The organism is Crossiella sp. CA198, assembly GCF_052078295.1.
Taxonomy (GTDB): Bacteria; Actinomycetota; Actinomycetes; order Mycobacteriales; family Pseudonocardiaceae; genus Crossiella.
Genome location: NZ_JBQJIM010000005.1, coordinates 272,877 through 291,379, shown reverse-complemented (window position 1 = coordinate 291,379; position 18,503 = coordinate 272,877). Strand labels below are relative to the sequence as shown.

Here is an 18,503-nt window from a genome sequence, read left to right as displayed (position 1 = left end):
GCAGATCAACTCACGGTAGCCGGGCCTGCGAGTGATTCGACCAGACTTCGCACGCGTCGCGCCGCCGCCTCCGGACCGCCCTCGGTCAGCCCCGCGCCGACCCCGCAGGCAACCGCGCCCGCGGCCACCCACTCCGGCACCTCCGCCAGGGCCACCCCGCCGGTGGGCATGATCGGCGCCTGCGGCAGCGCGGCCCGCACATCGGCCAGCCAGCGCGGGCCAAAACCCCTGGCGGGGAACAACTTCACCGCGTCGGCCCCGTGTTCCAGGGCGGTCACGATCTCGGTCGGACTGGCCACGCCGGGCAGCGCGGCCGCGCCGTAGCGGTGCGCGGTGCGGATGACCTCGGGGTGCAGGCTGGGCGAGACCAGGAAACTGGCCCCGGCCAGGATGGCCAGCCGGGCGGTGGCCTCATCCAGCACGGTGCCCGCACCCAGGGTGATCCCCGGCCTGCCCGCGAGTTCCTCGATCACCGACAGCCCGCCGGGGGTGGTCAGCGCGATCTCCAGGGTGCGCAGTCCGGCGTCGATCATCGCCTCGGCGGTGGCCAGCGCAGTCTTGGCGTCCCCGGCCCGCACGATGCCGAACACCCGCTGTCCGGCCAGTGCGGCCAGTGTTTCCCATCGGTACAACGACAAGCTCCTCTCCGCCGCCCAACGGCAAAAGTATTACTAATACTCCTTCACTCTGCGACAGCGAGCGCGCCGTGTCCAGGAGAACAGTCCTATCGTCGGAGGTCCGGGTTAGCCTTCGGCGTGCCTCTACGCAGAGCGGTGGATCCGCATGAGCTGCGCGCCGCGGTGACCGAGGTCCTGCCCTGGCTGGACGGCGGTGATCAGCCCGACCGCGCCGCCCTGGCCGCCGCGGTCCGGCTGAGCCTGCGCACGCTGGAGGGCCTGGCCCCTGGCCGCAGTGTGGAGCTGCGGGTGCCGCCCTTCGCCGCGGTCCAGTGCGTGGCCGGCCCCCGGCACACCAGGGGCACCCCGCCGAACGTGGTGGAGACCGACCCGCGCACCTGGCTGGAACTCGCGCTGGGCCGCCGCGACTGGGCCACCGCCCTGGACACCGGCGCCCTCACCGCCTCCGGCAACCGGGCCGAGGAAATCGCCACCTGGCTGCCACTGCTCCAGGTCTGACCTCGCCGAGTTGGCCCAAGTCGTACGCCAAGTTGGCCCAAGTGGGCGTACCGGTTGGCCCAAGTCGGCGGGTCAGAACAGTCGGCCCAGGCCGCCGAGCAGGTCGCGGCCGGATTCCACCAGGCGGCCTGCCCCGGAGACGGCCGCGTCGCCGAGGTCGTTGAGCAGTTCGCGTCCGGTGTCGGCCGCGGCGTTCCGCGCGCCGTCCCAGTCCCCGTCCAGCGCGCTGCCGATCACCCGGCCGCCGCCGTCCCACAGGTCCCCGCCCGCCTCACCCACCTCGCCGCCGAGCCCTGACCCGGCCCCGGTCACCCGCTCCGGCTGGCCGGTCGCGATGTTGCCCAGGTTGCGCAGGGACTCCGAGCCCTGGTCGAAGTACGCCGAGTGCGCGTGCCGCAGTCCGGAGTCCTCGCTCGCGCCGAACCCCCGCGCGCCGAACTGCTCGTCGTAGGGCCCGTGGTAGGCGCCGTTGGCGGTGAACCAGCTGCCGTCGGTGGCCCGCACCACCGGGTCGTGCTCGGTCATCCCGGCCCACACCCGCCCTGGCAGTTCCGCGGCACTGGCCGCGCCGACGCCAGGGGAGCCGACGAAGGCCAGCTCGTCCGCTGCCAGCCCGTTCATCCCCGCGTACCCGGCCACCGTGCTGCCGTAGCTGTGCCCGATCACGGTGAGGTGCTGCCGGTGCTCCGCCGCGGCCCGGTAGCCGTCCACGTCCGCGACCAGCCTGCCCGCGCCCTCGATCGCCTGGTCCGGGCGGCTGACCTGGGCGTTGGTGAGCGCGTCCGGGGCGTCGTAACCCAGCCACTGGATGGTCGCGTTGCCGCCGGGACTGGCCGCGTCCATCTCCGCGCGCAGGTTCGCTGCCTGGCCCAGGCTGAAACCGCCCAGACCAGAGCCGGTGCCGGGTACGCAGATCACGACATCCGTTGCCTGGTCCGGGTTTCCGAAGGCTACGGCGAGTCCGCCCTGACCGCGTGGGCCGTCCGGTTCCCAGGCCATGATCAGCACTTCCGCGCGCGGGATGCCGCGTTCGCCCGCCAGGCGTTCGGCCTCGGCCAGGCGGTCCGCGGCGAGGTCGGTGTTGCGCAGCTGGCGTTGTGCCTGGGCGCGTTCGTCGAGTAGGCGGGACAGGGCGGGATCGTTGGCGTTGCGCAGGTTTTCGGTGTCAGCGGGGTCCAGGCCGAGTTCGCGGGCCCGGTCGGTGAGCCGGCGGTCGGCCTCGGCCAGCGCGTCCCGGAATCGCGCGCCGTCCTCGGTGATCCGCCGCCGGTTCGCCGCGTCCAGCACCGGCGCGGGCAGTCCGCGTAACCGGCCGAGCTGGTCGTACTGGGTGAGCAACAGCCGCTCACGCTCCACAGTGGACAGTCCGGACCACCAGGCCGCCACCTGCCGTGGATCCGCGCCCGCCGGCGGCACCACGAGCCCGTGCACCGGCAGCGCCCGCCACTCCGGAGTCTGCCCGGCCACCGTGCCGAATCCCGGTTCCAGGCGGTCCAGCGCACCGGCCAGGGAACGCAGCAGTTCGGTGTAGGGCGCGCGGACCGTCTCCAGCGCGCGGACCACGGTCGCGGCGAGTTCCCGCTCGACCAGCGGATCGGCCCCGGCCGGGCGGCCGCGCCAGATCGCGATGGCCCGGTCCGCGCCGGTGCGCATGCTCCGCTGGGCGCGGGCGGCCGCGTGCACGATCGCCACCGCCGAGCGCAGCCTGGACACCGAGGTGCCTGCCGCGGTGCGGCTCAGGTCACCACGTTCGGTGAAGGCCACGCCAGCCGCCCCGGCCCAGGACCCGGCCGCGGCCCGGCCGTGCCGGACCGACTCGCCCGCCCGGTCCACCGCGCTGACCGCCCCGGTCAGCGGATCCGCCGCCTCGACCAGCCGGGCCGGATCCCCGCCGGTCATCCGCGCGTAGAGCGCCTCCGGGTTCACCGGGTGCCGCCCAGTAACCGCCGGGCCTCGGTCTCGCCCTCGGCGTACCCGTCGGCGTTGCTGGTCAGCGCCTGTGCCGCGTCGGCGAACCAGGCCGAGCCGTGCCGCAGATCGGTGCCGTGCGCCGCGCCGAAGCGGGTCAGCGCGGCGGCGAAGGCACTCGCGCCGTCCACCTCGCCGAGCAGGGCCGGGTCCAGCCGCAGGTGGTCGAGCAGGGCCGCGCCGTCGGCGGTCGCGTCGGCCCCGGCGAAGAACTCGCGGGCGGCCGCGCGCAACCGGTCCGGTTCGACCCGGATGTGCTCGGTCATGGAACCTCCAGGGCTGCTCGGCACGTCTGTGACGGCAGACACCCGACCCCGGTTCCCCTGGAGACGAGATGGCAGGACCGCAGGACAGCCCGTGGTGGCTGGCCGTCGCGACCGAGCAGGCGGCCGCCTTCCGGCAGGCCGCCCAGGCCGCCGACCCGGACCTGCCGGTGCCCTCCTGCCCCGGCTGGCGCTTCCGCGAGCTGGTGCTGCACACCGCGCGGTTCCTGCAGATCGTCGGCGGCCAGCTGCGCACCGGCGGGGCCGACCGGGCCCGCCCGGTGCCGGAACCCGCCACCGTCGGCGATCCACTCGACTGGTTCGACCAGCAGCTGCATGACTGCCTCCGGCTGCTCGCCGCCTGCCCGCCGAATCGTCCACTGTGGACATTCAGTCCGGCCGCGCCCAGCCTGGCCTGGTTCTGGCACCGCCGGGTCGCACACGAGCTGAACCTGCGCCGCTGGGACGCCCAGGCCACCCTGCGTTGCCTGGTCCCCGCCGACCGCGCACTGGCCGTGGACGGCATCGACGAGGTGCTCGGCACCCTGCTGGCCAGCCGGTACACCGCCGCGTCCAGTCCGGCCGCCACCGGCGCGGTGCTGGTCTCCTGCACCGACGGACCGGAGCGCTGGCTGGTCTGGCTGCAACCCGGCGAGGCCCCAGAAGTGGTCCGCGACCCGGCCGACATCCCGGCCGCCAGGGCCACCACCGCCGGTCGGGCCACCGCGCTCTACCACGGTCTCTGGGGCCGGATCGAGCTGCCGATGGCCGAAGGGGACCCGGTATTGCTCTCCGGAGTGCAAGCACACTGAATCCGTCTTGTTCGGTCCCGAACGCTCCGGCAGAGTGCTCGGCATGGCGGAGACAGCGCAGCGTGCACGGCCCACCTTCGCCCGGCTGGCCGTGGCCTGCGGCGTCGGCAGCTCACTGGAGTTCTACGACTTCCTGATCTACGGCACCGCCTCCGCGCTGGTCTTCGGCCGGTTGTTCTTCCCGCAGAGCGAGCCGTGGACGGCCACCCTGCTGGCCTTCTCCACCTTCGCGGTCGGCTTCCTGATGCGGCCGATCGGCTCGATCATCTTCGGGCACTTCGGCGACCGGCTCGGCCGCCGCCGGATGCTGGTGATCAGCCTGTCCCTGATGGGCGTGTCCACCGCGCTGATGGGCCTGCTGCCCACCTACGCCGCGATCGGCATCGCCGCGCCACTGTTGTTGCTGTCACTGCGGATCGTGCACGGCCTCTCCGTTGGCGGCGAGACCGCGGGCGCCACCCTGCTGGCCGTCGAACACGCCCCGGAGGGCAAGCGCGGGCTCTACGGCAGCCTGGTCACCATCGGCTCGCCACTGGGCGCCTTCCTGGCCAACGGCGCGTTCGCGCTGGTCCTGCTGCTGCCCGAGGCCGATCTCTACGACTGGGGCTGGCGGATCCCGTTCCTGGCCGGCATCGCGGTGGTGCTGGTCGGCTTGTTCGCCCGGCGCAACGTGGCCGAGACCCCCGAGTTCGAGCGGCTGGCCAAGACCGAACGCACCGAGCGCGCGCCGCTGATCGTGGTGCTGCGCGAGCACAAACGCCTGGTGCTGCTCACCGCCGGGGTCAACCTTGGCTTCAACGCGTTCATGTTCATCGTGGTCACCTTCCTGCTCTCCTACGGCAGTCAGGCGGTGGGCATCTCCCGGTCGGTGCTGCTCTACGGCTCGATGGCGGGCAGCATCGCCCAGGTCGCCGGGATCGTCTACTTCTGCCGCCTCACCGACCGGATCGGCCGCAAGCCGGTGCTGATGGCGGGCGCGATCTTCTGCACGCTGTGGGGTTTCCCGCTCTTCGCCCTGGTCGACTCGGGTGACCCGGCGCTCGCGGTGCTCGGCATCGTGCTCGCCTTCGGCGGCTCCGCGGCCATCTTCGGCCCCATGCTGGCCTACTTCTCCGAGCTGTTCGGCCCGGAACTGCGTTACACCGGCGTCGGCTTCGGCTACCAGATCGGCGCGGTGCTCGGCGGTGGCCTGTCCCCGCTGATCGCCAACACCCTGGTCACCGCGGCAGGCGGCTCCTCCTGGCTGGTCGCGACCTACATGTCCGCGGCCGGGCTGATCAGCCTGCTGTGCCTGTTCGGACTGCCGGAAACTGTCCGTAAGTGACCACTCACCCGATTCGGCACCCCCGTTTCGGTTATCGCCTGTTTAGAGCGGCATATGCAGTATTGAGGGCATGATCGGTTATCTCCGCCCGGTTGTCCTCGTCCTGGTTTCCGCGATCTCCCTGCTGCTTTTCGGCAGCGTTTCCCAGGCGGCCCCGGCCGTCCAGGAGTCCTGTTCCGACCCGTTCAGCGACCGTAACGCGGATGCGGGCTTCGACGGCCGCATCTGCCTGACCCCCGGCGCAGAGGGTGAGCTGAAGGTGGTGGTCCGGGGTGACTGCAGGTGGAACTACCACTTCTTCTGGGGTAAGCCGCCGTCGAAATGCCGCACCTCCCAGGCCCGCTACTCGCTGACCGAGCCCGCGGGCACGAAGTCGAATGAGGACATGTCCACGATGGAGTCGGTCAGCGGCAACGTGCAGGCGAGTGGAAAATCATTCAAGTGCGCCGAGGGCAGCTATAAGGTCGAGCTTTACTACAAGATCGAGATGATGGGCTGGTCAGGGAACTGGTCCCGGCAGATCGAACATCAGCGCACGGTGGACATCAAGGCCGCGTGCTGACCGGCTGAGCCCGGCGGGGTGGCGTTCCGGAGCCTGCCGCCACCCCGCCGACCCGCCACCGCCCAGCCGATCAGCGCCGCCAGCACCCCGCCAAGGCCGTTGTTGATCATGTCCTGGGTCTCGCAGGCGCCCAGTCCGGTCATGCCCTGGTACAGCTCGATGCCCACCGCCAGCGCCACGCTCAGCAACGCCACCGGCAGGAACCGGCGCACCGCGATCGCGCCGAAGAAGGCGAACGGCATCAACAGCACGAAGTTCAGCCGCTGCCAGGACCCGGCAAGGGAGAACTCGTTCTGGATGCACTCCGCCCAGGCCTGGCCGAGCGAGGCGGCCTCGCCGCCCTGCCTGCCCACCCGCACCAGCGTCACCGCGAGCACCCCGCCCAGTGAGCCGAGCGACAGCCCGGTGAACAGCGCCCGCCAGCCGAACAACCGGCCCAGCAGCAGCCCGATAACACCGAGCACCAGCCCCGCGCCGACCGCGTAGGCCAGCACCTCCGGCCGGGCGAAAATCCGCTCGGCCAGGTTCAGATCCCGGTCCAGCCGGCCGTTCAGCAACTCCAGCACGAGCACCCACCTCGCCTCTTTTTTGGCTCTCGTCCGTTCAGCAGACGCGCGAAGGGGGTCCGGAGTTGGCCCGAACGAGAGCCGCGTCACCGGCCAGAAGGGTCAGGAGCACTACTCCGGGGCACTTACACTGAGACGTGTCTGATCCCGTCCCGAGGGAGTTCTCGGTGGTCATCGACCCCAGCCAGACCGATCGCGACCAGGACGACACCCCCCGCGAGGAATGCGGTGTCTTCGGTGTCTGGGCCCCCGGCGAGGAGGTGGCCAAGCTCACCTTCTACGGCTTGTACGCCCTCCAGCACCGTGGCCAGGAAGCGGCGGGCATCTCCGTCGGCGACGGACACCAGGTGGTGGTGTTCAAGGACCTGGGGCTGGTCAGCCAGGTCTTCGACGAGCAGGTCCTGTCCTCGCTGCGCGGCCACGTCGCCGTCGGCCACTGCCGGTACTCCACCACCGGCTCCACCACCTGGGAGAACGCCCAGCCCACCTTCCGCAACACCGCCACCGGCAGCGCCCTGTCCCTCGGCCACAACGGCAACCTGGTGAACACCGCCGAGTTGCTGACCAGGGCCAAGGAGGCGGGCGTCGCCACCGCGGGCGCCACCACCGACTCCGACCTGGTCTGCGGGCTGCTCGCCGCGGCCGCCGCGGACGTCGGTTTCGAGCAGGCCGCGATGGAACTGCTGCCCACCCTGCGCGGCGCGTTCTGCCTGGTCTTCTCGGACGAGTCCACCCTCTACGCCGCGCGTGACCCGCAGGGCGTGCACCCGCTGGTGCTCGGTCGGCTGGAACGCGGCTGGGTGGTCGCCAGCGAGACCGCCGCACTCGACATCACCGGCGCCTCCTTCGTGCGCGAGGTCGAACCCGGCGAGCTGATCGCCATCGACGAGAACGGCCTGCGGTCCTCCCGCTTCGCCAACCCCGAGCCCAAGGGCTGCGTGTTCGAGTACGTCTACCTGGCCCGCCCGGACACCTCCATCGCCGGCCGCGGCGTGCACGCCGCCAGGGTGGACATCGGCCGCAGGCTGGCCGCGGAGTTCCCGGTCGAGGCCGACCTGGTCATCCCGGTGCCCGAATCCGGCACCCCGGCCGCCATCGGCTACGCCCAGGCCTCCGGCATCCCCTACGGCTCCGGCCTGGTCAAGAACGCCTACGTGGGCCGCACCTTCATCCAGCCCTCGCAGACCATCCGCCAGCTGGGCATCCGGCTCAAGCTGAACCCGCTGCGCGATGTCATCCGGGGCAAGCGGCTGGTCGTGGTGGACGACTCGATCGTGCGCGGCAACACCCAGCGTGCCCTGGTCCGGATGCTGCGTGAGGCAGGCGCGGTCGAGGTGCATGTGCGGATCGCCTCGCCGCCGGTGCGCTGGCCCTGCTTCTACGGCATCGACTTCGCCTCCCGCGCCGAGCTGATCGCCAACGGCCTGGACATGGACGGGGTGCGCCGCTCGGTCGGCGCCGACTCGCTCGGCTACGTCTCCCTGGAGGCGCTGATCGCCGCCACCGAGCAGCCCAAGACCCGGCTCTGCTCGGCCTGCTTCGACGGCGAGTACCCGATCGCGCTGCCCGATGACCTCAAGATCGGCAAGCACCTGCTGGAGAACATCGAGAAGGGTGTGGCCGGTCCGGCCGAGCCCGTGCTGCCCAGCGGGTACGGTGCCGAAGACGCCGTTCGGCGTCCCTGACCTGGCTAGACAATTGATCTCGGATGGAGCTGGACGAGCAGTGACCGCGCACGCCGAAAGCGGGAAGGCCACCTACGCGGCCGCCGGAGTCGACATCGCCGCAGGTGACGAAGCTGTGGAGCAGCTCAAGCCGTGGGCGGAGAAGGCCACCCGACCCGAGGTGCTCGGCGGCATCGGCGGCTTCGCCGGGTTGTTCAAGCTCAAGCTGGACCGGTGGAAGGAGCCGGTGCTCGCCTCCTCCACCGACGGCGTCGGCACCAAGCTCGCCGTGGCCCAGGCCCTGGACAAGCACGACACCGTGGGCATCGACCTGGTCGCCATGGTCGTGGACGACCTGGTCGTCTGCGGCGCCGAACCACTGTTCCTGCAGGACTACATCGCCGTCGGCAAGGTCGTGCCGGAGCGGATCGCCGCGCTGGTCAAGGGCATCGCCGAGGGCTGCACGCAGGCCGGGTGCGCACTGCTGGGCGGCGAGACCGCCGAGCACCCCGGCCTGATGGACCCCGGTCACTACGACATGTCCGCCACTGGCGTCGGCGTGGTCGAGGCGGACAAGCTGCTCGGCCCGGACCGGGTCCGCCCCGGTGACGTGCTGATCGCGATGGGCTCCTCCGGCCTGCACTCCAACGGCTACTCGCTGGCCAGGCACGTGCTGCTGGAGATCGGCCGGATGCCACTGGAGGGCCACGTCGAGGAGTTCGGCCGCACCCTCGGCGAGGAAATGCTCGAACCCACCCGGATCTACGCCAAGGACTGCCTGGCGCTGGCCGCCGAGGCCGACGTCCGGACGTTCGCGCACATCACCGGCGGTGGCCTGGCCGCCAACCTGGGCCGGGTCATCCCCAAGGGCCTTTCCGCCGACCTGGACCGCGGCAGCTGGACGCCCGCGCCGGTGTTCGCGCTGATCGCCCAGCGCGGCCGGGTGGAGAAGCTGGAAATGGAGAAGACCTTCAACATGGGCGTCGGCATGGTCGCCGTGGTCGCGCCCGAGGAGGTCGACCGCGCGCTGGCCGTGCTCACCGCCCGGCACGTGCCTGCCTGGGTGCTCGGCGAGGTCGGCAAGAGCACCGAGCCGGGCGAGAAGCCCGAGGACCGGGCCGTGCTGCGCGGGGATCACCCGCGGTTCTGATTCCCACGATCGGGTTGCCCTGACAACCTTCCGCGCTGTTTCGCCGTAGTAGCGGTGAGTGCGGAAGGAGGTCAGCGGTGCCAGGCGGGGAACTACGCGCGAGCGAGTTGCGGTCAGTGCTGGCCGTCGACCCACCGCCACCCACGGTGAGCTGCGCCGATGTCGTGCGGGACGGCCGCAGGGTGGTGCGCGGGCGGCGGATCGGGGTGGCCATCGTGCTGGCCGCGGTGCTCACCGTGCTCTCGGTCGGCACGATCGCGCTGCTGCCCGTGTCCGAGGTCGAATCGGCCGGGGTCACCGGCTCGCCAACACCGCCGGTCAGCCCAGCGCCCTCGGTCACCCCGCCGCCGTCGGTCACCCCCACCACGACGAACCAGGGCAGCACCAAGGACAAGCCGCTGTTCCCACCGATGACCAGGAAGGACATCGAGTGGTACAGCGTCCTGCTGGCCAAACAGCAGTGGCCGCCCCCCGGCTACACCGCGGTCTCCGACAGCGGCGCCAAACCCGGCCAGTTCCAGCTGGTCGAGGACTTCCTCCGGCTCGGCGTCCAGCTCACCGACCGGCAGGGCCACACCGGTCTGCTGGTGCTCACCGTGCGCTCGCCCACCGGGCACCCGGTCTACTGCCGGGACTCCGACGGCTGCCGGGCCGAGGTCATGCGCAGCGGCAAGAACAGGTACACCTGGGTGAAGAAGACCGACATCGCCAGCACCGAACGCGAGGTGCTGGTCACCACCGAGACCGGCCTGCAGGTCGGCGCGGTGGTCATCGACAACAGCGCCTGGCCGATCCTCTCCGGCAGCGAGATCGCCGACCTGGTCACCAACCTGGCGGGCTAGTTCAGCCAGCGGTAGCGGCGTTCCGGCCTGCCGGTGCTGCCGTAGCGCAACCGCACCTCGGCCCGGCCCGCGCTGACGAAATGCTCCAGGTAGCGGCGGGCGCTGACCCGGGACAGGTTGGTCTGGCCGGCGCACTCGGTGGCCGACACATCGCCGTCGGCCGACCGCAGCACCTCCTCGACCAGCTTGGCCGTCTGCGGGGTCAGGCCCTTGGGCATGGTCGGGGCCGCGGTCGGGCGGGCGCCGAAGACCTGGTCCAGCACGGCCTGGTCCACCGAGCCGGTCAGCCGGGAGCGGACCTCGGCGAAGTGCGCGAGCTGATCACGCAGGGCCGCGTACTCGAACGGCTTGATCAGATAGTGCAGCACCCCACCGCGCACCGCCGCGCGCACCGTCTCCACATCCCGCGCCGCGCTCACCACGATCACGTCGGTGTGCCCGGCCTGCTCGCCCGCCGCCCCGCCGCGCAGTTCACGCAGCACGTGCACGCCGTCGGCATCGGGCAGGTAGATGTCCAGCAGCACCAGGTCCGGCCGCAGCTCACGTACTGAGCGGATGGCCTCGGCCGCGGTGTGCGCCACCCCGACCACCTCGAACCCTGGGGTGCGCGCGACGTAACCGCTGTGCACCTTGGCCACCATGAAATCGTCGTCGACCACCAGCACCTTGATCACTCGCGCACCTCCGGCGGGCGGGTGCCCACGGCCGCGGTGGCCCGGCCCAGGGTGGCGGTGAACACCGCGCCGCCCTCGTTGCGCACCGACACCGAGCCGCCCCGGCGCACGCAGATCTGCCTGGTCAGCGCGAGCCCGATGCCGCGCTGCCCGCCCTGGGTGGCCACCTTGGTGGTGAAGCCGTGCTCGAAGACCTCCTCGGCCAGCTCGGGTGCGATGCCCGGCCCGGAATCCCGCACCCGCACCAGCACCTGCTCCGCCGAGGCGGCGATGTGCACCTCCACCCACTGTCCGGCCCCGGCTGGCAACGCGTCCAGCGCGTTGTCCACCAGGTTGCCCACCACCGTCACCAGGTCCTGGGACAGCGCGTCGTCAACTCTGTCCACAATGGACTCCTCGGACAGTTTGATGCCCACCGCGCGTTCCGCGGCCAGGCTGGCCTTGGCGATCAGCAACGCGGCCAGCGCGGGATCGGCGATCCGCCCGGTCACCGCGCGGCTCCAGTCCGCGTGCGCCCGGTTGGCGCGGGTGACGTAGCGGACCACCTCGTCGTACTCGCCCAGCTCGATCAGCCCGGCAATGGTGTGCAGCTCGTTGCGGAACTCGTGCGCCTGCGCCCGCAGGGTGTCCGTGGCATGCCGGTTGACGTCCAGTTCCTGTTGCAGCGCAACAAGTTCGGTCCGGTCCCGGAGGGTGACCACGGCGCCGATCTGCTGGCCGTGCAGCCCGATCGGCATCCGGTTCATCACCAGCACGCGGCCACTGCGCAGCACCACCTGGTTGGCCCCGCTGGCCCGCCCGGTGAGCACGTCCCGCAGCCGCTCGTTGGCATCGGCCAGCTCGTCCACCTGGGTGCCGATGGCGTCCGGCAGCGCGAGCAGTTCCCTGGCCGAGGTGTTCATCAGGGTGATCCGGTGCTGCTGGTCCAGACCGAGCACGCCCTCCCGGATGCCGTGCAGCATCGCCTCCCGGTGCTCCACCAGCCCGGTGATCTCCCTGGGCTCCAGCCCCAGCGTCTGCCGCTTCACCCAGCGCGCGGCCAGCAGTGAGCCGATCAGGCCGATCCCGGTGCCCAGCCCGAGGTGGAGCAGCAGGTCGCCGGGCGAGCTGACCAGCGACTCCCACAGTCCAGGCTCGTCCTGGGCCGCGCTGACCACGCCGACCCGCTTGCCCTCGTCGGAGTACACCGGCACCTGCGCCACCACCTGATCGCCGAGCACCCCGTCCCAGCTCCGCCCACTGGCCACCAGCGGCATCCCGATCGCCAGCTGCTCGTTCTCCCGCCGGGGATCGGTGGCGGTGCGGATCCGCAGGTCGGTGGTGGCGATGCTGATCGAGCTGTTCCCGGCCTGGCCGCGGGCGGTCTCGGCGAAGAGGACCAGCCGGTGGTACTGCCCGTCGGCCAGCGCGTCCTGCACCCCGTCGGTGGCGGCCAGCTGCTCGGCCACCAGCAGCATCCGGCGGCCCTGGGTCTCCCGGAAGTTCGCGGTGGACTGGCTCAGCGTGGACGCGGTCACCGCGCCCAGCAGCGCCAGCACGACCAGGAACTGCAATCCGAAGAGCTGCCGCGCCAGCGACCCACGCACACCCACGCCGCGCACCTCCTCGTGCCTCTATCGCGTGAACACAACGACCACAACGAACGCTGCGGACGCAAGAACACGGTTTTCAGCGTAAGTGGTCACTATGGCTTAGCTCACTGCGAGACGAGGAGGCGAGGATCGATGCCGATCCGCAACTGGCTGGCGGGGCTGGCCGCGGTGGCCGCGACGCTGGTCGTGCCACCGCTGTTCACCTCCGGGGCAGGCGGCGACGCCACCGGTCCGCTGCGGGGCCTGCGGCTGCTGGTGCCCAACGCGCCCGGCGGCGGCTACGACGTCACCGCGCGCACCGCGGCCAAGGCCATGGACGAGGTCCAGCTGACCCGCAACGCTGAGGTCTTCAACCTGCCCGGCGCCGGTGGCACGGTCGGCCTCGGCCGCACCGTGGCCGAGACCGGCAACCAGCGCCTGGTGATGTCCATGGGCCTGGGCGTGGTGGGCAGCGTGTTCACCAACAAGTCGCCGAACTCCCTGGCCGAGACCACCCCGATCGCCAAGCTGACCGAGGAACCCGACATCGTCGTGGTCGGCAAGAACTCCCCGTACCGCACCATCGGCGAGCTGGTCGCGGCCTGGAAGGCCAACCCGGGCGCGGTCACCGTGGGCGGCGGCTCCAGCCCCGGCGGCCCGGACCACCTGGCCCCGATGCTGATGGCCAAGGCGGTCGGCCTGGAACCCAAGCGGGTCAGCTACATCCCCTACGACGGCGGCGGCGAGCTGCTCTCCTCGGTACTCGGCGGCAAGATCCACTTCGGCGTCTCCGGCGTTGGCGAGTACGTGGACCAGGTCAAGGCCGGTGAGCTGCGGGTGCTCGCGGTCACCGGGGCGAACCGGATCAAGGACATCGACGCGCCCACCCTGTCCGAGGCTGGCGTGCCGGTGACCTTCACCAACTGGCGCGGCATGGTCGCCCCGCCCGGCCTCTCCGACGCCGAACGCACCCGGCTGGTCGAGCTGTTCCAGCAGCTGCACGACTCCCCGCAGTGGCAGGAGGCGGTCAAGCGCAACGGCTGGACCGACGCCTTCCTGCCAGGGGCCAAGTTCGGCGAGTTCCTGGCCGCGGAGAGCAAGCGGGTGGCCGATGTGCTGAAGGAGTTGGGGCTGGCATGAGTGAGCAGGTGCAGGGGCGCTCGGCGCTGGCCTGGCTGAAGGAACGGTCCGAACTCGGCATCTGCGTGCTGCTGCTCGCCCTGGGCGTGCTCGTGCTGGTCGACGCGATCCGCATCCCGGCCAACTTCGCCCAGCGCGGTCCGGTCGGTCCCGAGCTGGTGCCCTACCTGGTCGGCGGCGGCCTGGTGCTGGTGGCCGCGCTGCTGGCCAGGGATGTGCTGCGGGGCGGGCGCGGCGAGGCCGAGGCGGGCGAGGACGTCGACCTCAACGCACCGGCGGACTGGCGGGTGGTGGCCCAGCTCGCGGCGGCCTTCCTGGCCAACGTGGTGCTGATCAACCTGGTCGGCTTCCCGCTGTCCGGGATGGTGCTGTTCTGGGGTGCGGCCTACGCGCTGGGCAGCCGGAACTACGTGCGTGATCCGCTGGTCGCGGCCGGGCTGTCCATCGCGACCTACCTGGTGTTCAACTCCCTGCTCGGCGTGTCACTGCCGGGCGGGCCGCTGACTGGGGTGCTCTGACATGGACGCGCTGGCCCATCTGATCGACGGTTTCGGCACCGCGCTGACCCCGATGAACCTGTTGTACGCGGTGATCGGCGTGCTGCTGGGCACCGCGATCGGCGTGCTGCCCGGCATCGGCCCGGCGATGGCGGTGGCCCTGCTGCTGCCGGTGACCTACGGCCTGGACCCGACCGGCGCGTTCATCATGTTCGCCGGCATCTACTACGGCGGCATGTACGGCGGCTCCACCACCTCGATCCTGCTCAACACGCCGGGGGAGACCGCGGCCGTGGTGACCGCGATCGAGGGAAACCCGATGGCGCGCAACGGTCGTGGCTCCCAGGCCCTGGCCGCCGCGGCCATCGGGCACTTCATCGGCGGCATCGTCGGCACCATGTTCCTGGTGCTGCTCGCGCCGCTGGTGGCCAGCCTGGCGGTGGACATCGGCGCGCCGGACTACTTCGCGGTCATGGTGCTGGTCTTCATCGCGGTCACCTCGATCCTGGGCAAGTCCCGGATCCGCGGCTTCGCCTCGCTGCTCATCGGCCTGTCCCTTGGCCTGGTCGGCCTGGACGAGATGACCGGCCAGCAACGGCTCACCTTCGGGTTGCTGCACCTCAACGACGGCATCGAGGTGGTGATCGTCGCGGTCGGCCTGTTCGCCATCGGCGAGTCGCTGTGGGTGGCCGCGCACCTGCGCAGCAAGCCCGCCCTGCCGATTCCGGTCGGGCGGCCGTGGCTGGGCAAGGAGGATGTGCGCCGGTCCTGGAAGCCGTGGCTGCGCGGGCCGCTGATCGGGTTCCCCTTCGGCGCGATCCCGGCCGGTGGCGCGGAGATCCCCACCTTCCTCTCCTACGCCGCGGAGCGGAAACTGTCCAAGCGCAAGGACGAGTGGGGCAAGGGCGCGATCGAGGGCGTGGCCGGTCCGGAGGCCACCGCGAGCGCCTCCGCCGCGGGCACGCTGACCTCGATGCTCACCCTGGGCCTGCCCACCACGGCCACCGCCGCGGTGATGCTGGCCGCCTTCCAGCAGTACGGCATCCAGCCGGGTCCGCTGCTGTTCCAGCGGGAGTCCACGCTGGTCTGGGCGCTGATCGCGAGCCTGTTCATCGGCAGTGTGCTGCTGCTGGTGCTGAACCTGCCGCTGGCCCCGATCTGGGCCAAGCTGCTGCGCATCCCGCGGCCGTACCTGTACGCGGGCATCCTGTTCTTCGCCAGCGTGGGCGCCTACGCGGTCAGCGGCGACGTGCTGGACCTGGTGGTGCTGTTCGTCATCGGCCTGCTCGGCTTCGCCATGCGGCGCTACGGCCTGCCGGTGCTGCCCGCGGTGCTCGGCGTCATCCTCGGCCCGGCCGCCGAACTCCAGATGCGCCGGGCCCTGCAGCTCAGTGACGGCGACGTCACCGGGCTGGTCAACACCCCCTTCTCCATCACCGTCTATCTGGTGGTGGCCGCGATCCTGTTCGCTCCGCTGGTGGGCGCGCTGCTCCGGAAGCGCCGTCGCCCCTCCCACGACCAGCGCGAACAGTCCGATCGCGACTCAATCGGCGTCTAGTCCCCCAGCTACTCGCCGATCCCGCCAACGGCCAACACCCCCTCCCCCCGGGCGTGTTGGCCGTTGTCGTACGCCCAGTTGGCCCAACTCGTACGCCAATTTGGCCGAAGTGGGCGTACGAGTTGGGCCAAGTCGTGCGGTTGCGGACTCGGAGGCAACCTGCTGCCCGGTCCACCTCGTACACAGGGGTAGACCGGGAGGAGGTCCCCTTGGCGGATCGCAACGCCGAGTTCGTCGAATTCGTCCGCGCCCGCGGCCCGGCCCTGCGCCGGACCGCGTTCCTGCTGTGCGGCGACTGGCACCGCGCCGAGGACCTGACCCAGACCGCGCTGATCAAGCTGTACAAGGCGTGGCGGCGGGTCGAGCCGCACGGGGCCGTGGAGGCCTACGCGCGGCAGGTGCTGGTGCGGACCGCGATCGACGAGTCCCGCCGGTTCTGGCGGCGGGAGAAGGTCACCGCCGACCTGCCGGACCTCCCCATCCCCGAATCGGGCGCCGAGGACGCGCTGGATGTCCGGCGGGCGCTGGCCGCGCTGCCGAAACGCCAGCGGGCCGTGGTGGTGCTGCGGTTCTGGGAGGACCTCCCGGTGCAGGAGGTGGCTCGGCTCCTCGGCTGTTCCGAGGGGACCGTGAAGAGTCAGTCGGCCAAGGGGTTGGCCGCGCTCCGCAAGTCGTTATCCGGCTATCTCGTGCTGGAGGCAGGGCGATGAGCCATCACGAACTGTCCGAACTGGAATGTGCCGAGGCCCGCACGCTGCTGGCCAGGGCACTGGGAGAGGAACCAACCATGACCAACGAGCCAGAGACCGTGCTGGCCTCGGCCAGGCGCAGCCTGCTGCGGGGCCGGGTGCTGCTCACCACCGGCGTGATGGCCGGGGTGCTGACGGTGGGCTTCGGCGCCACCGCGCTGGCCGGTGGCTTCGGCGGCGGGGAGAACGTGCAGCCCGCCGGTGTCACCGAGTCCGTGCGCACCCCGGAGCCGACGCAGCCCTGTGGCAGGCCCGGCTCGCTGCTGGAGCCCACGCCGGGCGCCTGCCCGACCGTGCCGCCGCCGGGCACCACCCGCCCGACCAGCCCGCCGCCGCCGGGGACCACCCGGCCGACCTCGATCATCACCAGCCCGCCACCGCCGGGGACCACTCGCCCGACCTCGATCATCACCAGCCCGCCGCCGCTCACCACGGTCGTCACCCCGCCGCCGTCGGCCACCACCAGGATGCCCGGCGCCAAGTGAGGTGACGGCCCGTTTCCCCTGGCGCGCAAGGGGAAACGGGTCAGGTGAGCCTCAGCCGTGAGTGGGGAAGCCCAGGTCGATGCCGGACTCCCGCGGCCACCGCGCGGTGACCGCCTTGAGCCGGGTGTAGAACTTCACCCCGTCCGCCCCGTGCACGTGGGTGTCCCCGAACAGCGAGTCCTTCCAGCCACCGAAGCTGTAGTAGGCCATCGGCACCGGGATCGGCACGTTGATGCCGACCATGCCCACCTGCACCCGCCGCTGGTACTCCCGCGCGGCCAGGCCGTCCGCGGTGAACACGGCGGTCCCGTTGCCGTACTGGTTGGCGTTGACCAGTTCCACCGCAGCCTCGAAGGTGGGCACCCGCACCACCGAGAGCACCGGCCCGAAGATCTCGTCGGTGTAGATCGACATCTCCGCGCCCACCTGGTCGAACAGCGTTGGCGCCAGCCAGAACCCGTTCTCGTGACCGGCCGGTGCGAACCCGCGCCCGTCCACCACCAGCTTGGCGCCCTGTTCGACCCCGGCGTCCACATAGGACTTCACCCGGTCCCGGTGCACCCCGGTGACCAGCGGTCCCATCTGCGACTTCGGGTCCGTGCCCGGTCCGGTGACCAGCCCGGCCATCCGCTGCGCGATCGCAGGCACCAGGCGGTCGCCGACGTCGCCGACCGCGACCACCACCGAGATCGCCATGCACCGCTCACCGGCCGAGCCGAAGCCGGCGTTGATCGCGGCGTCCGCGGCCACCTCCAGATCGGCGTCCGGCAGCACCACCATGTGGTTCTTCGCCCCGCCGAGTGCCTGCACCCGCTTGCCACTGGCGGTGCCGCGCGAGTACACGTGCCGGGCGATCGGGGTCGAGCCCACGAAGGACACCGCGGCCACGTCGGGGTGGTCCAGCAAGGCGTTCACCGCGGTCGCGTCGCCCTGCAGCACGTTGAGCACACCGTCGGGCAGCCCGGCCTCGGCGAACAGTTCGGCCAGCCGCACCGCCGCGGACGGGTCCCGCTCGGATGGCTTGAGCACGAAGGCGTTCCCGCAGGCCACCGCCATCGGGAACATCCACATCGGCACCATCACCGGGAAGTTGAACGGGGTGATCCCGGCGACCACGCCCAGCGGGTGCCGCGCCGAGTAGGCGTCCACGCCCCGGCTGACCTGCTCGGAGTGATCACCCTTGAGCAGCTGCGGGATGCCGCAGGCGAACTCGACCACCTCCAGTCCGCGCTGCACCTCACCGGCGGCGTCGGCGAGCACCTTGCCGTGCTCGGCGGTGATCAGCGCGGCCAGTTCGTCCCGGTGCCGGTGCACCAGCTCGCGGAAGCCGAACAGCACCCGGGACCGCGCGGCCAGCGAGGACTCGCCCCACTGCGCCGCCGCCTTGACCGCGGACGCGACCACGGTGTCCACATCGGACTGCCCGGCCAGCACCACCTCGCGGGTCACCTGGCCGGTGGCCGGGTCGAAAACCTCGCCGCGGCGGCCGGAAACGCCCTCAGCGCGGGCGCCGTCGATCCAGTGCGGGACGAGCTGGGACAT

General features: G+C 71.5%; 19 protein-coding genes. 12 read left to right on the top strand and 7 right to left on the bottom strand.

What is annotated here, in order from left to right; genetic code table 11:
• Positions 1-5: 5 nt before the first annotated feature.
• On the bottom strand, positions 6-632 hold the full coding sequence (locus tag ACTOWY_RS10440; protein ID WP_441309389.1) for a bifunctional 4-hydroxy-2-oxoglutarate aldolase/2-dehydro-3-deoxy-phosphogluconate aldolase: 627 nt from the start codon (positions 630-632) through the stop codon (positions 6-8).
• Positions 633-755: 123 nt separating this feature from the next.
• On the opposite strand from ACTOWY_RS10440, the gene ACTOWY_RS10435 reads away from it, so the two are divergent.
• Positions 756-1,136, top strand: coding sequence for a sterol carrier family protein (locus tag ACTOWY_RS10435; RefSeq protein ID WP_441309388.1), 381 nt, complete (start codon positions 756-758; stop codon positions 1,134-1,136).
• Between the two features lie 72 nt (positions 1,137-1,208).
• On the opposite strand, the gene ACTOWY_RS10430 is transcribed toward ACTOWY_RS10435, so the two are convergent.
• Together ACTOWY_RS10430 and ACTOWY_RS10425 are read right to left on the bottom strand one after the other, a co-directional pair.
• Entirely contained in the window at positions 1,209-3,062 is a 1,854-nt protein-coding gene (locus ACTOWY_RS10430) for an alpha/beta hydrolase (protein WP_441309387.1), read from the bottom strand.
• Positions 3,059-3,370 (bottom strand): hypothetical protein, encoded by a 312-nt coding sequence (locus tag ACTOWY_RS10425; protein WP_441309386.1) that lies wholly within the window; start codon positions 3,368-3,370, stop codon positions 3,059-3,061. The genes ACTOWY_RS10430 and ACTOWY_RS10425 overlap by 4 nt, the downstream gene beginning before the upstream one ends.
• A gap of 68 nt (positions 3,371-3,438) precedes the next feature.
• Between ACTOWY_RS10425 and ACTOWY_RS10420 the strand changes: the two genes are divergently transcribed.
• The 3 genes from ACTOWY_RS10420 (at position 3,439) to ACTOWY_RS10410 (ending at position 6,065) form a co-directional block, all read left to right on the top strand.
• On the top strand, positions 3,439-4,179 hold the full coding sequence (locus tag ACTOWY_RS10420; RefSeq protein ID WP_441309385.1) for a maleylpyruvate isomerase N-terminal domain-containing protein: 741 nt from the start codon (positions 3,439-3,441) through the stop codon (positions 4,177-4,179).
• A 43-nt stretch (positions 4,180-4,222) separates the two neighbouring features.
• A complete protein-coding gene (locus ACTOWY_RS10415; protein ID WP_441309384.1) occupies positions 4,223-5,503 on the top strand; it encodes an MFS transporter in 1,281 nt (426 codons plus the stop codon).
• Positions 5,504-5,573: 70 nt separating this feature from the next.
• Positions 5,574-6,065, top strand: a complete 492-nt coding sequence (locus ACTOWY_RS10410; RefSeq protein WP_441309383.1) for a hypothetical protein — start codon at positions 5,574-5,576, stop codon at positions 6,063-6,065.
• Here ACTOWY_RS10410 and ACTOWY_RS10405 read toward each other — a convergent pair.
• Positions 6,032-6,631 (bottom strand): VanZ family protein, encoded by a 600-nt coding sequence (locus ACTOWY_RS10405; RefSeq protein ID WP_441309382.1) that lies wholly within the window; start codon positions 6,629-6,631, stop codon positions 6,032-6,034. The genes ACTOWY_RS10410 and ACTOWY_RS10405 overlap by 34 nt on opposite strands.
• A gap of 167 nt (positions 6,632-6,798) precedes the next feature.
• On the opposite strand from ACTOWY_RS10405, the gene purF reads away from it, so the two are divergent.
• The 3 genes from purF (at position 6,799) to ACTOWY_RS10390 (ending at position 10,287) form a co-directional block, all read left to right on the top strand.
• The gene (purF, locus tag ACTOWY_RS10400; protein WP_441309537.1) at positions 6,799-8,316 is read left to right on the top strand and encodes an amidophosphoribosyltransferase; all 1,518 of its coding nucleotides are present in this window, start codon (positions 6,799-6,801) and stop codon (positions 8,314-8,316) included.
• A gap of 40 nt (positions 8,317-8,356) precedes the next feature.
• Positions 8,357-9,445 carry a phosphoribosylformylglycinamidine cyclo-ligase gene (gene purM, locus ACTOWY_RS10395; RefSeq protein WP_441309381.1) on the top strand — a complete coding sequence of 363 codons (1,089 nt, stop codon included), beginning with the start codon at positions 8,357-8,359 and terminating at the stop codon, positions 9,443-9,445.
• A 77-nt stretch (positions 9,446-9,522) separates the two neighbouring features.
• Positions 9,523-10,287, top strand: a complete 765-nt coding sequence (locus ACTOWY_RS10390) for a hypothetical protein (RefSeq protein ID WP_441309380.1) — start codon at positions 9,523-9,525, stop codon at positions 10,285-10,287.
• Here the strand turns inward: ACTOWY_RS10390 and ACTOWY_RS10385 are convergent.
• Together ACTOWY_RS10385 and ACTOWY_RS10380 are read right to left on the bottom strand one after the other, a co-directional pair.
• Entirely contained in the window at positions 10,284-10,961 is a 678-nt protein-coding gene (locus ACTOWY_RS10385; RefSeq protein WP_441309379.1) for a response regulator, read from the bottom strand. The two genes, ACTOWY_RS10390 and ACTOWY_RS10385, sit on opposite strands and share 4 nt — an antisense overlap.
• Complete coding sequence (locus tag ACTOWY_RS10380; protein WP_441309378.1) at positions 10,958-12,553, bottom strand: ATP-binding protein; 1,596 nt, start codon at positions 12,551-12,553, stop codon at positions 10,958-10,960. The genes ACTOWY_RS10385 and ACTOWY_RS10380 overlap by 4 nt, the downstream gene beginning before the upstream one ends.
• A gap of 132 nt (positions 12,554-12,685) precedes the next feature.
• Between ACTOWY_RS10380 and ACTOWY_RS10375 the strand changes: the two genes are divergently transcribed.
• The 5 genes from ACTOWY_RS10375 (at position 12,686) to ACTOWY_RS10355 (ending at position 16,961) form a co-directional block, all read left to right on the top strand.
• Positions 12,686-13,672, top strand: coding sequence for a Bug family tripartite tricarboxylate transporter substrate binding protein (locus tag ACTOWY_RS10375; RefSeq protein ID WP_441309377.1), 987 nt, complete (start codon positions 12,686-12,688; stop codon positions 13,670-13,672).
• Positions 13,669-14,190 carry a tripartite tricarboxylate transporter TctB family protein gene (locus ACTOWY_RS10370; protein WP_441309376.1) on the top strand — a complete coding sequence of 174 codons (522 nt, stop codon included), beginning with the start codon at positions 13,669-13,671 and terminating at the stop codon, positions 14,188-14,190. The genes ACTOWY_RS10375 and ACTOWY_RS10370 overlap by 4 nt, the downstream gene beginning before the upstream one ends.
• A gap of 1 nt (position 14,191) precedes the next feature.
• Positions 14,192-15,727 carry a tripartite tricarboxylate transporter permease gene (locus ACTOWY_RS10365; RefSeq protein ID WP_441309375.1) on the top strand — a complete coding sequence of 512 codons (1,536 nt, stop codon included), beginning with the start codon at positions 14,192-14,194 and terminating at the stop codon, positions 15,725-15,727.
• 209 nt (positions 15,728-15,936) lie between these two features.
• Positions 15,937-16,437 carry a SigE family RNA polymerase sigma factor gene (locus tag ACTOWY_RS10360; RefSeq protein WP_441309374.1) on the top strand — a complete coding sequence of 167 codons (501 nt, stop codon included), beginning with the start codon at positions 15,937-15,939 and terminating at the stop codon, positions 16,435-16,437.
• The gene (locus tag ACTOWY_RS10355; RefSeq protein ID WP_441309373.1) at positions 16,434-16,961 is read left to right on the top strand and encodes a hypothetical protein; all 528 of its coding nucleotides are present in this window, start codon (positions 16,434-16,436) and stop codon (positions 16,959-16,961) included. Before ACTOWY_RS10360 ends, ACTOWY_RS10355 begins: the two co-directional genes overlap by 4 nt.
• A 51-nt stretch (positions 16,962-17,012) precedes the next feature.
• Here the strand turns inward: ACTOWY_RS10355 and ACTOWY_RS10350 are convergent, their stop codons facing one another.
• Entirely contained in the window at positions 17,013-18,503 is a 1,491-nt protein-coding gene (locus ACTOWY_RS10350; protein ID WP_441309372.1) for a CoA-acylating methylmalonate-semialdehyde dehydrogenase, read from the bottom strand.

What these genes read in the sequence shown, in the direction of transcription:
- ACTOWY_RS10410 (WP_441309383.1), top strand. Translation starts at nt 5,574, where the DNA reads ATGATCGGTTATCTCCGCCCGGTTGTCCTCGTCCTGGTTTCCGCGATC.
- ACTOWY_RS10375 (WP_441309377.1), top strand. Translation starts at nt 12,686, where the DNA reads ATGCCGATCCGCAACTGGCTGGCGGGGCTGGCCGCGGTGGCCGCGACG.
- ACTOWY_RS10420 (WP_441309385.1), top strand. Translation starts at nt 3,439, where the DNA reads ATGGCAGGACCGCAGGACAGCCCGTGGTGGCTGGCCGTCGCGACCGAG.
- ACTOWY_RS10425 (WP_441309386.1), bottom strand. Translation starts at nt 3,370, where the DNA reads ATGACCGAGCACATCCGGGTCGAACCGGACCGGTTGCGCGCGGCCGCC.
- ACTOWY_RS10370 (WP_441309376.1), top strand. Translation starts at nt 13,669, where the DNA reads ATGAGTGAGCAGGTGCAGGGGCGCTCGGCGCTGGCCTGGCTGAAGGAA.
- ACTOWY_RS10355 (WP_441309373.1), top strand. Translation starts at nt 16,434, where the DNA reads ATGAGCCATCACGAACTGTCCGAACTGGAATGTGCCGAGGCCCGCACG.
- ACTOWY_RS10350 (WP_441309372.1), bottom strand. Translation starts at nt 18,503, where the DNA reads ATGTCCCAGCTCGTCCCGCACTGGATCGACGGCGCCCGCGCTGAGGGC.
- ACTOWY_RS10415 (WP_441309384.1), top strand. Translation starts at nt 4,223, where the DNA reads ATGGCGGAGACAGCGCAGCGTGCACGGCCCACCTTCGCCCGGCTGGCC.
- ACTOWY_RS10365 (WP_441309375.1), top strand. Translation starts at nt 14,192, where the DNA reads ATGGACGCGCTGGCCCATCTGATCGACGGTTTCGGCACCGCGCTGACC.